Here is a 15,671-nt window from a genome sequence, read left to right on the forward strand (position 1 = left end):
TTTTTCCCTTTAAATAAGGGATTAAAGAAAATTTGGGGATAAGAGTGATCGGAAGGTTTTCTGTACCCGAAGTGTAAGTGTGAAACTACCATTTTACTCAGGTAGTATAGGAAGTTGATTATGATGAATCCATTGAAAAGACATGAAAAAATTATGGAGGCTCTGCTGGAGCGCCAGGAAGTAACCGTAAGTGATCTGAGTGAGCTGTTGCAGGTGACGGGGAAGACGGTGCGAGAGGATCTCGACAAGTTGGAGAGTATGGGGCTACTCGTACGTGTCCATGGAGGCGCTATGCTGGCTCAGAATGACCAGTATGGCATCTTGAATAGCCGCGGAGTTACAGAGAAGCATCATCCAGAGAAGACGGAGATTGCTGAACGCGCCCTGGCTTACATTCGACCTGGAGATATCGTTGCTCTTGATGGTGGTAGCACTACGCTGGAGATGGCTAAACGTCTTGACAATCAGCCCATCACGGTAGTGACTAATGATCTGTTCATTATTGCGGAGCTAACCAAAAAGGAGCAGGTGCGACTGGTCGTGCCTGGCGGGGCTCGTGTACGGAATATGCTGGTGGGCGATGATACGGCTGCGTTTATATCCAGTCTGAACATTCACAAAGCCTTTATATCCACGACAGCCCTTCATCCGGAATTTGGGCTATCGATCTACACGGGAGATCTGGTTCCTTTGAAAAAAGCAATGATATCTGCCTCACAGCAAGTATACGGCGTTGTGGATCATTATAAATTCGGACAATTTGCACTTCGGACTTTTGCCCAGTGTTCGGAACTGGACTACATTATCAGTGACAGTCGTCTGGATGAAGAGACAGCTGCCTTATATGAGCAGAGCGGTGTCACAGTGGATCATCAAAGTTAACTATATTCATGATTCATGGGATTAAAGAACGGACGGATCTATTGTTTGCATATCAAACCATGCGGAGGAATCATTCATGAACCCATTTGATTTAAGCGGACAAGTTGCACTAGTTACAGGTACCTCAGGTGGACTGGGACAAGGTATGGCCATTGGTCTGGCAGAAGCAGGTGCTGATGTTGTACTGGTCTCTTATTCCAAGCCTGCGGAAACGGCAAGTGCGATTGAAGCCCTTGGGCGCAAAGCCTATGTGATTGAAGCGGATTTAAGTCGTGAAGATGAGTTATCGGCTGTGTTCGAACAGGCGCTTGCGTTCCAGGGCAGAATTGACATTCTCGTCAACAATGCGGGAATCATTCGCCGCACACCTGCGGCTGATCATGCAGGGCAGGACTGGCATGATGTAATTGGTCTGAACCTGAACACTGTATTTTTCCTAAGCCAATTGGCTGGCAGACATATGATTGAACGCGGAAGCGGCAAAATCATTAATATTGCATCCATGTTGTCCTATCAAGGCGGGATCAATGTGCCGGGTTATACGGCTAGTAAACATGGTGTTGCTGGATTAACCAAAGCTCTCGCCAATGAGTGGGCAGGCAAAGGTATTCAGATTAACGGGATCGCACCTGGTTATATGGAAACGGATAATACAACCCAGATTCGTGCAGATGAGAATCGTTACCGGGATATTACAGCCCGTATTCCTGCTGGACGTTGGGGTACTCCTGAAGATCTGAAAGGACCGGTTGTCTTTCTGGCATCTGCCGCTTCGGATTATCTGAATGGTCATGTGCTGAATGTCGATGGCGGCTGGATGGCACGTTAATCGCTTGATAATCGGATTAGCATAAGGAGGCAGTGAGATGAAACTTGGTATTCTGGCACATACATTTGGCAAACAGCCTACAGCACAGCTTGCGCAGACGATTGCGGATAATGGATTCAATTCCGTACAGCTGGCACTTGCCAAAGCATTATCCGATGTGGACTCTTCGAATGGCAAGCTGAGTCCAGGGCTGGCGAATGAGATTGGAGATCAATTTGCACAGCGCGGGGTGAAGATTGCGGTACTGGGCTGTTATATTAATCCGATTGACCCTGATCCGGTAAGCAGACGTGCGGACATTAATCGATTCAAGGAGCATCTGCGTTATGCCCGGGATTTTGGTTGCAGTATGGTGGCAACGGAGACCGGGGGCTTGGATACCTATCAGGGTACGCATCCGGATGGATATGAAGAGAAGGCTTGGAGCGTGCTGAAAGAAACGGTTGAGGAGTTGGCTGAGGAAGCAGAGAAGTGGGGCGTTCATGCGGCGATTGAGCCTGTATCTACCCATACCCTTCATACCCATGAACATATGACACGGTTGTTTGAAGAGATTCCTTCATCCAATCTGGGGATGCTATTTGACCCGTGTAATCTGATTAAACAGCCACATGCAGCAGATCAAGGGGCTTTCTTGCGTGAGGTGATGGAGTCCCTGTATCAACGCATGATCGTGATTCATGCCAAGGATGTAGCTTTTGATGCACAGGGAGAGAAGTTCAATCCGGTACCTGGAGCAGGCATACTGGATTACCCGTTATTTTTTGAATTGCTGAAGACGTATAAGCCACATATCGATATTTCACTTGAAGGCGTAACTGCGGAGGAAGCTGTGCCTGCGGCCAAACATTTGCGTGAAGTATGGAGTGCAGTTCGGGTCTAACAAAAGCCTGGATGAGATATTGCATATCGAAGCCAAAATAGCTGAAAAACCTTTGCGAGGGCAAAGGTTTTTTTGGTACAGAAATCGATAATTTACATATTAAATATTTCTTATCGGAGAAATCGGAAATAATTCTTTTCAAATGCGACATCTTGTGAGAGAATATGGAAAACATACGCCACCATGCCAAGACATCAGGGACTCAGAGAACGTATATACCAAGGGAGGATTCAGATTTATGTCAAACGAACGTGAGCTTTCATTTGAAACATTGGCAATTCATGCAGGCCAGGAGATTGATCCAACCACCAACGCACGAGCTGTGCCCTTGTATCAGACAACTTCTTATGGATTCAAGGACACCGAGCATGCCGCTAATTTGTTTGGTTTGAAAGAGTTTGGCAACATCTATACCCGTCTGATGAATCCAACAACCGACGTGTTTGAGCAACGGATTGCGGCGTTGGAAGGCGGAGCCGGGGCACTCGCTACAGCTTCCGGTCAGGCAGCTATTACGTTTTCACTTCTGAATATTGGCGGTGCAGGTGATGAGATCGTGTCTTCGGCGAGTTTGTATGGGGGTACGTACAATCTGTTCTCGACGACTTTGCCGAAATTGGGTCTGGACGTGAAATTCGTGGATTCCAGTGATCCTGAGAATTTCCGGGCAGCCATTACGGAGAAAACGAAAGCGTTGTATGCCGAAACGATCGGTAATCCGAAGGGCAATGTATTGGATATTGAAGCGGTGGCAGCTATCGCCCATGAACATGGAATTCCTTTGATCGTGGATAATACGTTTCCGAGTCCGTACCTGCTTCGTCCGATTGAACATGGAGCAGATATTGTCGTTCACTCTGCGACGAAATTTATTGGCGGTCATGGTACATCCATTGGTGGCGTAATCGTGGATAGCGGAAAATTTGACTGGAAAGCGAGTGGCAAGTTCCCTGGATTGACGGAGCCGGATTCCAGTTATAATGGTGTGGTTTATACGGAAGCGGTTGGACCGATTGCTTATATTATCAAAGCACGGGTACAGCTATTGCGTGATCTGGGTGCAACAATTTCTCCATTCAACTCATGGTTACTGTTGCAAGGACTTGAGACATTGCACCTACGTGTGGAACGTCATAGTAGCAACGCTCTGGCTGTTGCGGAATTCCTTGAGAAACATGAGGACGTGTCTTGGGTAAGTTATGCAGGTCTGCCGAGCCATGGTTCTTACGAGCTTGCACAGAAGTATCTGCCAAGAGGACAGGGCGCCATTCTGACCTTTGGAATCAAAGGTGGTGCGGACGCAGGTCGCAAATTGATTGAAAGTGTCAAACTGTTCTCTCACCTTGCAAACGTGGGCGACTCCAAATCACTGATTATTCACCCGGCAAGTACAACTCACGCGCAGTTGACCGAAGATGAACAAACTGCCGCAGGCGTTAATCCAGAGTTGATTCGTCTGTCTGTGGGTACGGAGAACATTCAAGACATTATCTATGATCTGGAGCAAGCCATCAAAGCAAGTCAGGGAGCAAGTGTAGGCGCATAAATTTCATTGGGTGGATGTGCGTACAATCACTTAAGCGATATGCCATAAACAGGTTAAACGTATATTCATAGATGCTTAAAGCCGTTGTCTTCCGGGACAGCGGCTTTTTGTCTTTTTGAACACGCATTTCTGAGTAACTATCGAAAAAACCCATTTACAAATGTGTATCACAGGCATATACTGGTTGAAAGTTGTATTGAGTAAACACAATTGCATAAGTGCAAAAATGATTATCATTCTCATTCGAGATTAATGCAAAATCATTCACAAAACCATGCTGCTGCGGGATTCCCGCAGCAGCATGTGTCATTTTTAGGGCATTAACAATGGCTCTCATTCTCAATACAACTTCATTTCTGGAAGCGGAACTGGAGCACAATCACTATCCGCAAACCTATCATTCGAAAGGAACGTGATTCATATGCAAGCGATACATCAACCACTACACAGACAGAAACAAGTAGAACAGCGCTCATCCCAAACACCAGGCCCAAACCGGGGGCGCAAGCCTGATTTTCGAGCCATGTTGCAGAATAAAGAGATGCAAACTGCATTGGGCAGCGGGCTATTGATGCTGATTGCTTGGGGAACTGCACCGTATTTTGGTACCTTATCCATCATGCTCTACATTGTGGCGTATGCCGTTGGCGGTTGGACCAAAGCGAAGGAAGGCATCGAGACACTGGTCAAGGACCGTGATCTGGATGTAAACCTGCTGATGATTGCCGCATCGCTCGGGGCAGCAGCCATTGGTTACTGGAATGAAGGTGCGATGCTGATCTTTATTTTTGCACTCAGTGGTGCATTGGAAAGTTACGCGACAGAGCGCAGTCATAAGGATATCTCATCGTTGCTGGCGCTGAAGCCAGAGACTGCACTGCGTATTGAGGATGGACAGATGAATCTCGTGGCTATTGATGATCTGCAATCTGGTGATCTGCTGTTGGTCAAACCGGGAGAGCTGGTTCCTGCGGATGGTGTGGTGTATCGGGGGAGTTCTTTTATCAATCAGTCGTCCATCACTGGAGAATCCCTGCCTGTGGACAAAGTTGCAGGTGATGAAGTCTATGCAGGTACGGTAAACGGTGAGGGTGCCTTATACGTAGAGGTCACAAAATCAGCTGAAGGTTCACTCTTCGGCAAGATCATTAAAATGGTGGAGGAAGCGCAGGCGGAAGTGCCGGATTCTCAGCGTTTCATGGAGCGGTTTGAAGGGATTTACGCACGTATTGTTGTAGGGGTGACCTTACTTGTCATTGCAGGAACTCCACTGCTGCTTGGCTGGACATGGAATGAGGCGTTTTACAAAGCAATGGTATTTCTGGTTGTGGCTTCGCCTTGTGCATTGGTGTCTTCCATCATGCCTGTTATGCTGTCCGCGATGTCTAGCAGCGCCCGCCGGGGCATTCTCTTCAAGGGAGGTGCCCATATGGAGAATATGGCTCGCACGCGGGTTGTGGCTTTTGACAAGACAGGTACATTGACTATGGGTACCCCGCAAGTCACCGATATTATTACGGCTGAAAATGTAGATCGCGCCCAGCTATTAGCTGCGGTAGCGGCTATTGAGAACCTCTCCATGCATCCTTTGGCTCGTGCAATCGTAGATCAGGCGAACAAGGAAAACATTACACTTCAGGAAGCGGAGCACGTACAGGCACTAACAGGCTGGGGCATCGAAGGAACGGTAAACGATGTGGTCTGGAGCATTGGCAAAACAAATGTAATGGAATCGTTACAGTCAGAGATGATAAAGGACGCTAACGTTGATGGTTCAGATGAACATGGTGTTAACCACGTGAAGGTATCTTCTGAGTGGGGCGATGTATGCTCCCGTCTTGAGGGGGAGGGGAAGACCGTATCTGTTGTTATGGCTGATGGTGAATTCGTCGGGCTGATTGCCATGCGGGATACGGTAAGGCCACAGGCGGCAACTGCAGTGAAAAAGCTTGAAGCCATGGGTGTTAAAGTTGCGATGTTAACAGGAGATCGAGTCAGATCAGCTTCTGTGATTGCGCGTGAAACTGGAGTAAGCATGGTCTATGCAGACTTGTTGCCTGGAGATAAGGTGAAGCAGGTACAAGCACTCCGCAAACAGTATGGTCCTGTGCTGATGGTAGGGGATGGTGTAAATGATGCACCAGCACTTGCAGCAGCTACTGTGGGTATGGGGATGGGATTGTCCGGCAGCGGGACTGCACTGGAGGTCGCTGATGCGGTACTTATGAATGATAACATTGAAGAGATCGCTTGGGTGATTGGGCAGGCTCGTCGAGCACAGCGTACAGTGAAGCAAAATATGTTTTTTGCCATCACCGTTATTCTAGCCTTAATTGCTGGTAACTTTCTCCAAGACGTCGCATTGCCTCTGGGTGTGGTAGGTCATGAAGGAAGTACAATTCTAGTTATTCTGAATGGACTTAGGCTGCTACGGTAATCAGATTTGGAGAGGAAAATGGGTAATTGGTTTCGCTGGTACTATGCGTCTTGTAGAACGGCTCACGTTTGAACCTTGGGTCAGCGGGTAATGACTCGAAGAGACGATTCGCTAATAAGGGGCTGTGAGATATGGGACGTTATGTACAAGTGGAACCGAATGTAAAAATATATGTTGAAGATATTGGTGAAGGAACCCCGGTTGTCTTTTTGCACGGCTGGCCTGTCAATTATAAAATGTTTGAATATCAGCTGAATGTTCTACCTAACCATGGCATTCGTGCCATTGCGATAGATTTTAGAGGATATGGCTTATCGGATAAGCCATCCACCGGGTATGATTATGATCGCATGGCAGACGATGTTCGTGCCGTTATTGATGATCTGGAGCTGACAGACGCGGTACTCGCAGGGTTCTCCATGGGTGGAGCAATTGCAGTACATTATATGGCTCGCCATAAGGGACATGGTGTATCCAAGCTGGCCTTGTTATCTGCGGCAGCACCTGTGTTCACACAGCGCGAAGGATATCCGTATGGATTGACCCCGGAGCAGCTGAACGAGCAGATTATTGAGCCGATCTTCGCAGATCGACCGAAGTTGCTGGAGACGTTTGGCGGCATGTTCTTCGCGAAGGAACACAGCCAGCCATTCATGGATTGGTTCCATGCACTGGGCATGGAGGCTTCATCCTATGGTACCATTCGCAGTGCAATGGCGTTGCGGGATGAGGACTTGCGAGGTGAGCTGAGTTCGATTCAGGTGCCGACAGCTATTTTGCACGGGAAAAAGGATGAGATCTGTCCGTTCGAATTCGCCGAGCAGATGCACCAAGGCATCGCTTCATCTCAATTGATTGCTTTTGAAGAGAGTGGTCATGGCGCATTCTATGATGAATTGGAGAAATTCAATTCGGAACTGATCCGATTTATTCAATCTTAATCAGGTGGGTGCATAGTGCCTCATACAGACAATCCCAGTAATTTCATGGAATCTTCATTTGTGGCTAAACAAAGAACCCGGTCGACAGTCTTGGACTGTTTGCTCGGGTTCTTTAGTCTTGAATTAAAACAGTTCGGTCAGACCAATCATCGTGATAAGTCCGAGTAAAAACGAGATGGTCGCCACACGTGCATTGCCGTCACCATGACTCTCGGGAATGAGTTCCTTATAGACGATGAACATCATCGCACCAGCTGCAAAAGCCAAACCATAAGGGACAAGACCAGCTACGAGACTACTTAGGGTGTAACCAATCATAGCTGTAATAATCTCTACCGCTCCGGTCAGAGTGGCAATACCCAGCGCTTTGAAGCGGCCAATGTTCTGGTTCACGAGAAATAGGGCCACCAGGAATCCCTCCGGTGCATTCTGCAATCCGATGGAAAAGGCAATGAGATTGCCCAGGTTCTCATCCGAGCTTGCATAGCTGACTCCAACCGATAACCCTTCCGGCAGGTTATGCATGGTGATGGCTGCAATAATCATGAAGGCTTTGGCTTCAATTTTGAAAGGCATTTTCTCGGGATTCTCCAGATCGACGTGTGGAATCTTCATCTCCAGTACCAGTAGCACCAGGCTACCAAGCATAATACCAAATGCGAGTACAAAGAGGTTCGATTGGCCAAGCGCTTCGGGAATGAGATTATACACCGAGGCCGAGGTCATAATACCTGCGGCGTATGCCAGCAAGATATCACGCAGACGGTGCGAGATCTTGCGCATAAATAGAATCGGTACGGCCCCTAGGCCGGTAGACATGGCTGATATAAAACTGCCAATGAGTGCATCGTTCATGCTTCCATTTTCCCTCCTGATGAAGACTTCTTCATAATCGCTGCCGAGCATTGACACCGTACATAAAAGAGATCATAATGAACAACAGATTAGAATGATTATAAATTAGAATTCCGTTTCTGCATAGGGCAATTGTCATTACACAGGCAGGTCTTGTGGACATGATGTAGGCTTTTCGTTCTAGTGTATGCAAAAGCATAAGCTTTTGATGCCGGAGGGCCTAACCTTTTTACAGAACCCGGGGGAGGAACTATACATGTATAAATCAATTATTATCGGAACAGGCCCTGCAGGGCTGACAGCAGCAATCTATCTGGCACGTGCCAACTTGAACCCACTCGTTATTGAAGGACCACAACCTGGTGGCCAACTGACAACAACAACTGAAGTGGAGAACTTCCCAGGTTTCCCTGATGGTATTATGGGTCCTGAACTGATGGATAACATGCGTAAACAAGCGGAGCGTTTCGGTGCTGAATTCCGCACAGGCTGGGTGAACAACATCGACATGAGCGAGCGTCCATTCAAGATTCAAGTTGAAGGTATGGGTGAACTCGTATCCGAAACATTGATTCTGTCTACAGGCGCATCTGCTAAATACCTGGGTATTCCTGGGGAAGAAACGAATGTGGGCCGTGGTGTGAGCACATGTGCAACATGTGATGGATTCTTCTTCCGTAACAAAGAGATCATCGTTATCGGCGGTGGCGACTCTGCACTTGAGGAAGCAAGTTTCCTGTCCCGTTTCGGTTCCAAAGTAACGCTGGTGCACCGTCGTGAAGAACTGCGTGGCTCCAAAATCATGCAGGATCGTGCACGCAGCAACGAAAAAGTAGAGATGGCTTTGAACCGTACACCACTCGAAGTACTTGCTGGCGACAACGGCGTGACAGGTCTGAAAGTGTTGAACAACGAAACAGGTGAAGAAGAAGTGATTCCAGCAAGCGGCGTATTCGTAGCCATTGGTCACACACCAAACACTGGATTCCTTGGCGGACAGATCACTACAGACGAACACGGATATATCCTGACTACACCGGGTACATCCGAGACAAACATCCCAGGCGTATTCGCATGTGGTGACGTTCAGGATACACGTTACAAACAAGCGATCACAGCTGCGGGTAGCGGATGTATGGCTGCGATGGACACAGAGAAATACATTGAAAGCTTGGAGCACAGCGCAGTTGTTCTGTAATAGAATGAGCTGATTTCAAACAAACTATAGATTAATATAAAACCATACGAGGTGAATTAAACATGGAAAACGTAATTGTATACACATCAACGAATTGCCCGAACTGCAAATCCGTAAAAAGTTTCCTGGCTGACAAAGGCATCGCTTATGAAGAGCGCAATATCGAAACTAGCGATGAGTTTGCACAACAAGTATGGGACATGGGTGTACGTGCCGTGCCTTTGACTGTGATTGGTGAACACCGCATCCTGGGTATGAACAAAACCCAATTCGCTAAAGCATTGGACGCTTAATTCAGGCTGCTGATCATCTGGATCATCATGTGATGAAAGAGAGATTCGATTCATATGCAATTCCGGTTTTCGCGAGCCGTTAGGATATAGAAAGAACCGTACCCGATTGGGTACGGTTTTTTGTGCACTTGCTCTGAATGAAACGAGCGGATATTTAACTGACCTCAAGCATATTCGGAATTGTCCAATATACAGAAGTGCGATATCCTTTTCTTAAGTCGCAGAGCACAATTGAGGTGAACAAGCAGCATGATTATAGATCAGCAGGAGCATTTTCGCTTCTGGGAACAGGCCAGTATACGAGATATCCATGTTGAAAGAGCTATTCTTGCAAAGGGTGAAAGAACATTATTCACAGTACAATCCAGTAGTTTTTTCTGTTTGAAGAGAGGGAACGTGCTGGTGTTGCTCAATCAGAACACCTATTCCATCAATGCTTTTGAGATTATACACGCACCTCCCAAAAGTCTGTTTGAAGTTAATGCAGGTTCAGACGGAGCGGAGTATATATTGATTTCCTATAAAGCAGAACGGGGACCATCGTACGGCGATGAGTCGATGTTTGTAGACGAACGCAGATATCCAACTCACGTTACATACCGTGTGACACTAACGCAACCAATGATGCTATATGAAATTGCAGATCGTATGTTAGAGGCCCAACAGCAGGAGGCGCCTTCGGTACCACTTCAACTTAAAGCATCGTTCTATCAATGGGTTTATTACCTGGTGGAACAGTACTATCTACAGCCTCTGGTTGTAAAAGTAACCAGCCCCGTCGAGTTGGTCATACAGACTCTGGAGTACCTGTTGCAGAACTATGCAAAACCGCATACGTTGGACTCTTTGGCGGCAGCAATGGGGCGGAGTCCGGGCCATCTTTCGAATTGTTTCAAACAAGTGCTTAATCGTGGACCGATTGACTGTCTAATCCGTTTGCGTATGCAAAAGGCTTGCAAGCTATTGGCCCGAAACAAAGCTTCCCTTACGAATGATTGCATCGGCTATTGGGTACCAGGATGCTTACTATTTCAGCAACGCCTTCAAAAAGTATATGGGAATTTCACCGCAGAAGTATCGTAAGCAATGGGTAGAGGAAGATGTTACATCCTCAGCAGGAAGAAATTATATTGTTGGCTCTCCAGCCCCATGTTATATTCCTTCATATGATAATGATAATTATTATCAATATTTAGATGGAGGGTCTGATGAAATGTTAAGAAATATAAAGAGAGTCCCAATGGCTTTGCTGATGGCTTTTGGGTTGCTGTTGAGTGCATGTAGTGGCGGTTCTTCAGGGAATACAGGGGCTGCAACAGGAGATGGAAGTACAGCTCAATCGAAAGCACCAGCTTCCCAAGTAAACAGTTCAAGCGAAAATAATACAAATGAAAATGTGCAAGCGACAACACGTATAGTGAACACATCCCTGGGTGAGGTCGAAGTGCCAGCTAATCCGCAGCGTGTCGTAACGGATTTCTTTTTGGGTCATATTCTGGCCTTGAATGTAAAACCCGTAGGAAGTAACGGCGTATTTATGCAAAACCCTTATCTGGAGGGCAAGGTTTCCGGTATCGAGGATATTTCGGACAATCTTGAAGCAATAACTGGACTGAACCCTGACCTAATCGTTACAGGCAATGCCAAAAGTTACGATGCTTATTGCAAAATCGCCCCAACCGTCTTTCTGGACAACTCGGCCCCAGTTCGTGATCAGGTTAAAGAGCTTGGCGTTATATTGGGGAAAGAGGCTGAAGCATCGGCATGGCTTACCGATTTTGAACAAAAGGTGACTTCGGCCAAGGAGAGTTTAAGCAGTATAATCAAAGAGGGAGAAAACGTTACTGTGTTTGACGGAGGCTTGAGCAAAGACATCACGCTTTATGGTAATGCGCATACAGGCAGAACGATCCATGGTGAATTGGACTTGCCTATGAATGAGAACGTGATACGCAGCATTGATCCAAAAGTGGGCTGGGCTACGATCTCTAATGAGCTCGCCGGATCATATGCTGGTGATTACATATTTATGGCCGTGAATGCCAAAGTGGAATCATTTGACTATACGAGTGATCCGGTGTGGGGAACGTTAGACGCAGTCAAAAACAATGAGTTATACGAAATTGATGGTTATAAATTTTACTTTTCCGATCCAATTTCCGTCATGGGTCAGATTCAGGATATTGTTGATATGATGGAAGAACGGGCTCTGGAGAAATCTAAAAAGTAGTGATTTAACACAGGTAACGTGAAAAATCCCCTTACCGCTGTAATTAGGAGCACATGGTAACATGAACTCCAGGAATTACTGCGAAAGGGGATTTTGCGTTTAATTAAACTATATTATCTAGAAAAAAATACTCATGAAAGTCTGAAATACAACATACACCAGCAATCCTGACAGCATGTACATGAAACCAGCCTTCTTTTTGCTCTGAAACAATCGGAGTATGCCAAGGCTGAACAGGGGCGCAAGCACAATCAGGAACAGGAGTACGGTGACAAACATTTGCGCCGAGATATCTGAAGTATCCACGTAGGTCACGCTTTTCTTCACTCCGTTTCGTTATCGGAATTAACACAGCTGCATTCACATAGCCATGACAAAAATCACATAACCCCATTATACATCTGGATTTCTTTAACAAAAAGGGAGGAAATGGGGCGAAATGATGTCAATTTTCATCTGTTATTAGACGGAAACCCTTATTCTTCCTAGAAACTGGGAAATCGCAGAGTAAGCGGCACCAACACGGGTGGAACGGCTGCCCAGAGCTGCCCACTCAATCTGCAAACTGCGGCGGTGATATGGCAATGTCCGTTCTTCTACCACTTGTTTGAGCGCTGTTTCAATCCATGGTCCTGCTTCCGAGAGCGGGCCACCAATGATAATGCGTTCCGGATTGAAACTGTTCACGATGTTGGTGATGCCAATCCCCAGTTTGCGCCCAATCGTATCGTATAATGCCTGAACAGCCTCGTCGCCTTGCTCCGCATAATGAATAAGCTCTCGGGTAGTATGAGCAGGTAATTTCAGCTGATGATCCGGATGCTCGTAGGCTTTTTCCGATGCATATAACTCCCAGCATCCACGATTACCGCAGGAGCAGGGCAGACCTTCGGCTTCAATGGACATGTGGCCTGTTTCTCCAGCATAGCCCCATGCTCCTTTGTATAATTCACCATCCACCATGATGCCTGAACCAATTCCCATGCCTGCACTGATATAGATCATATGGCGAACACCGATGCCTGCTCCAAAATTTAACTCTCCATGAGCGCCAGCATTGGCTTCATTATCGATGGTTACAGGTAGTTCGAATTCTTCTTCAAGTATGGAGCGCAGAGCTACCTTCTCCCACCCAAGGTTGGGTGCAAACAGGACCGTTCCTGCCTCATCAACCATGCCGGGCACTCCGATGCCAATGCCGATGACACCATGAGGGGAAGGAGGAGCTGCTTCAATGAGTTGCTGTGCCGCCAATTTCAATTGCTCCAGTACAGAGGACACATCATGATGTTCCAAGATTACTGCATACTCTGTGATGACGTGACCTTCCAGATCCGTCAGTACACCTTTCAAGTGGGTCACACTAAGTTCCAGTCCAACAGCATATCCCGATGTCCCTCGAAACAGTAACATGAGTGGTTTGCGTCCGCCACTGGATTCTCCAGGGCCAATCTCCTCCAAGAGTTCATCGTTAATCAGATCGGCTACAAGGTTGGAAACCGTTGCTTTGTTAAGTCCTGTTAGTTCAGACACGCGTGCGCGTGAAAGAGGGGCATGACGCCGGATCGTATCCAGCACGATCGACTTATTTATTTTTTTGACCAGCATCTGGTCTCCGGTAATTTTCATATGGTTAAGGCACTCCTATTCTTCTGATAAAAGGGTTCTGACCCACATCCGAAACAAGTTATTCGACTATTATAGCGTAAACAAACAGGCAAAAAACATTTTTATTTTTACTTTGTTTAACCAATAGACAAAGTATTATCGATGTGATAGGATAACGGTGTAAACGATTTCTTTAAAACTATTGAGGAGGCATTTTACACATGGCCTATTTTGAATCCGTTAATAAAATTACATTCGAAGGTAAAGATTCCAAGAATCCATTTGCTTTTAAACATTATAATCCGGAAGAAGTGGTAGCCGGCAAATCGATGGAAGAACATTTCCGTTTCGGTATGGCTTACTGGCATACATTAACTGCAGGCGGTAGTGACCCGTTTGGTGCGGAGACAGCTGTTCGTTCGTGGGATAAATATTCAGGTCTGGACCTTGCGAAAGTTCGCGTGGAAGCGGCATTTGAATTTTTGGAAAAAATGAATCTTCCATACTTCTGTTTCCACGATGTGGACATCGCACCAGAAGGCAACAACCTGCGTGAATTCTATAGCAACATTGATACTATCGTTGGTCTGATTGAAGACCACATGAAATCCAGCGGCAAAAAACTGCTCTGGAACACAGCAAACATGTTCTCGAACCCACGCTTCATGTTCGGTGCAGCTTCTACTTGTAACGCAGACGTGTACGCTCACGCTGCAGCACAAATCAAGAAAGGTCTGGAAGTCGGTAAACGTCTGGGCGCTGAAAACTATGTATTCTGGGGCGGTCGTGAAGGTTACGACACATTGTTGAACACAGACATGCAACTGGAGCAAGACAACATTGCTCGCATGTTCCATATGGCTGTAGACTACGCGAAGGAAATTGGCTTTGACGCACAATTCCTGATCGAGCCTAAACCAAAAGAGCCAACGAAACACCAATATGATTATGATGCAGCAACTTCGATTGCTTTCTTGCAAAAATACGGTTTGGACAAACACTTCAAACTCAACCTGGAAGCGAACCACGCTACATTGGCAGGTCATACATTTGATCACGAAATCCGTGTTGCTCGTACAAACGGCATGCTGGGTTCCCTCGATGCGAACCAAGGTGATATGCTGATCGGTTGGGATACAGATGAGTTCCCGGTTGATATGTACGATGCTACATTGACAATGTATGAAGTATTGAAAAACGGCGGTATCGGCCGTGGTGGTGTGAACTTTGACGCGAAAGTACGTCGTGGTTCCTTCGAAGCAGACGATCTGTTCCTGGCACACATCGCAGGTATGGATACGTATGCGAAAGGTTTGAAAGTAGCAGCGAAATTGATCGAAGATCGCGTATTCGATGACTTCATCGAAAAACGTTACAGCAGCTTCAGCGAAGGTATTGGCGCAGATGTAGTTGCAGGTAAAGCAACACTGGCTTCCCTTGCTGAGTACGCGTTGAACAACGAAAACCCACGTAAAAACCAATCCGGACGTCAGGAATTGCTGAGAGCACAACTCAACCAGTACATCCTGGCTGACTAATAACGGTAGGCTTGATGCACGCCGACCATCGATGGTTACTCATATGTGGTTAGTCATTAGTAACTAAGCCTACCTTGCACAAGCTTGTACCATGGAACGCCTGAACAAGCATGACATTCGGACCGTCCCCGACTTTCCCTTGGGAAGACGGGGACGGTTTTTTGATACCTGAGCCAATCATGCACAAGTGACCTACATGCGTATCAAAGTTTCATCTATATATCAATGACGGATAGACGTCGTTGGCACGATTTTTCGCTACAGAAACGAGTACGTTTTACTCGTTTCATATCCATGTGTGTCCGGATCATGCATGCAAAACGGAGTGAGCAGAAAGGACCCGAGGAAGCGGAGCGTACGCATTTATCCCCGGATTTCTCCCTTTTCAAAGGGATTAAAGGAAATCTGGGGGTAACGGCGATCCGAGGGTT

Annotated in this window: 15 protein-coding genes; 11 read left to right on the forward strand and 4 right to left on the reverse strand. The window is 46.7% G+C overall.

Annotation, left to right across the window (positions count from 1 at the left end; genetic code table 11):
• The first annotated feature begins 123 nt into the window (after window positions 1-123).
• The 4 genes from PAHA3_RS19735 (at window position 124) to PAHA3_RS19750 (ending at window position 4,140) form a co-directional block, all read left to right on the forward strand.
• On the forward strand, window positions 124-882 hold the full coding sequence (locus tag PAHA3_RS19735; RefSeq protein WP_062836504.1) for a DeoR/GlpR family DNA-binding transcription regulator: 759 nt from the start codon (window positions 124-126) through the stop codon (window positions 880-882).
• A 76-nt stretch (window positions 883-958) separates the two neighbouring features.
• Window positions 959-1,711: a 2-dehydro-3-deoxy-D-gluconate 5-dehydrogenase KduD gene (gene kduD, locus PAHA3_RS19740; RefSeq protein WP_062836432.1), complete on the forward strand. Its 753-nt coding sequence runs from the start codon at window positions 959-961 to the stop codon at window positions 1,709-1,711.
• A gap of 37 nt (window positions 1,712-1,748) precedes the next feature.
• Entirely contained in the window at window positions 1,749-2,594 is an 846-nt protein-coding gene (locus PAHA3_RS19745; protein ID WP_062836433.1) for a sugar phosphate isomerase/epimerase family protein, read from the forward strand.
• Between the two features lie 238 nt (window positions 2,595-2,832).
• Window positions 2,833-4,140 (forward strand): homocysteine synthase, encoded by a 1,308-nt coding sequence (locus tag PAHA3_RS19750; RefSeq protein ID WP_062836434.1) that lies wholly within the window; start codon window positions 2,833-2,835, stop codon window positions 4,138-4,140.
• Window positions 4,141-4,294: 154 nt separating this feature from the next.
• On the opposite strand, the gene PAHA3_RS19755 is transcribed toward PAHA3_RS19750, so the two are convergent.
• Complete coding sequence (locus PAHA3_RS19755; protein WP_062836435.1) at window positions 4,295-4,477, reverse strand: hypothetical protein; 183 nt, start codon at window positions 4,475-4,477, stop codon at window positions 4,295-4,297.
• Window positions 4,478-4,561: 84 nt separating this feature from the next.
• On the opposite strand from PAHA3_RS19755, the gene PAHA3_RS19760 reads away from it, so the two are divergent.
• Both PAHA3_RS19760 and PAHA3_RS19765 read left to right on the forward strand, forming a co-directional pair.
• Entirely contained in the window at window positions 4,562-6,577 is a 2,016-nt protein-coding gene (locus PAHA3_RS19760; RefSeq protein ID WP_062836436.1) for a heavy metal translocating P-type ATPase, read from the forward strand.
• Between the two features lie 131 nt (window positions 6,578-6,708).
• A complete protein-coding gene (locus tag PAHA3_RS19765) occupies window positions 6,709-7,518 on the forward strand; it encodes an alpha/beta fold hydrolase (RefSeq protein ID WP_062836437.1) in 810 nt (269 codons plus the stop codon).
• A 123-nt stretch (window positions 7,519-7,641) separates the two neighbouring features.
• Here PAHA3_RS19765 and PAHA3_RS19770 read toward each other — a convergent pair whose 3' ends face one another.
• Window positions 7,642-8,373: a ZIP family metal transporter gene (locus PAHA3_RS19770; RefSeq protein WP_017692233.1), complete on the reverse strand. Its 732-nt coding sequence runs from the start codon at window positions 8,371-8,373 to the stop codon at window positions 7,642-7,644.
• 256 nt (window positions 8,374-8,629) lie between these two features.
• On the opposite strand from PAHA3_RS19770, the gene trxB reads away from it, so the two are divergent.
• The 4 genes from trxB to PAHA3_RS19790 all read left to right on the forward strand — a co-directional run bounded on the left by trxB (window position 8,630) and on the right by PAHA3_RS19790 (window position 12,094).
• Window positions 8,630-9,571, forward strand: a complete 942-nt coding sequence (trxB, locus tag PAHA3_RS19775; protein WP_036668032.1) for a thioredoxin-disulfide reductase — start codon at window positions 8,630-8,632, stop codon at window positions 9,569-9,571.
• 62 nt (window positions 9,572-9,633) lie between these two features.
• Window positions 9,634-9,864: a glutaredoxin family protein gene (locus PAHA3_RS19780; protein ID WP_056693307.1), complete on the forward strand. Its 231-nt coding sequence runs from the start codon at window positions 9,634-9,636 to the stop codon at window positions 9,862-9,864.
• A 249-nt stretch (window positions 9,865-10,113) separates the two neighbouring features.
• Window positions 10,114-10,947 carry a helix-turn-helix domain-containing protein gene (locus tag PAHA3_RS19785; RefSeq protein ID WP_062836438.1) on the forward strand — a complete coding sequence of 278 codons (834 nt, stop codon included), beginning with the start codon at window positions 10,114-10,116 and terminating at the stop codon, window positions 10,945-10,947.
• On the forward strand, window positions 10,856-12,094 hold the full coding sequence (locus tag PAHA3_RS19790; RefSeq protein ID WP_082762921.1) for an AraC family transcriptional regulator: 1,239 nt from the start codon (window positions 10,856-10,858) through the stop codon (window positions 12,092-12,094). Before PAHA3_RS19785 ends, PAHA3_RS19790 begins: the two co-directional genes overlap by 92 nt.
• Window positions 12,095-12,211: 117 nt before the next feature.
• Here the strand turns inward: PAHA3_RS19790 and PAHA3_RS19795 are convergent, their stop codons facing one another.
• Both PAHA3_RS19795 and PAHA3_RS19800 read right to left on the reverse strand, forming a co-directional pair.
• The gene (locus PAHA3_RS19795; RefSeq protein WP_017692236.1) at window positions 12,212-12,409 is read right to left on the reverse strand and encodes a hypothetical protein; all 198 of its coding nucleotides are present in this window, start codon (window positions 12,407-12,409) and stop codon (window positions 12,212-12,214) included.
• A gap of 147 nt (window positions 12,410-12,556) precedes the next feature.
• Window positions 12,557-13,723: an ROK family transcriptional regulator gene (locus PAHA3_RS19800; RefSeq protein ID WP_062836440.1), complete on the reverse strand. Its 1,167-nt coding sequence runs from the start codon at window positions 13,721-13,723 to the stop codon at window positions 12,557-12,559.
• A gap of 200 nt (window positions 13,724-13,923) precedes the next feature.
• Here PAHA3_RS19800 and xylA point away from each other — a divergent pair, with 200 nt between their 5' ends.
• Window positions 13,924-15,240, forward strand: a complete 1,317-nt coding sequence (xylA, locus tag PAHA3_RS19805; protein WP_062836441.1) for a xylose isomerase — start codon at window positions 13,924-13,926, stop codon at window positions 15,238-15,240.
• Window positions 15,241-15,671 lie beyond the last annotated feature (431 nt).

Origin of the sequence: Paenibacillus amylolyticus (assembly GCF_001570725.1) — a bacterium.
In the GTDB taxonomy this organism is placed as follows: Bacteria; Bacillota; Bacilli; order Paenibacillales; family Paenibacillaceae; genus Paenibacillus; species Paenibacillus amylolyticus_A.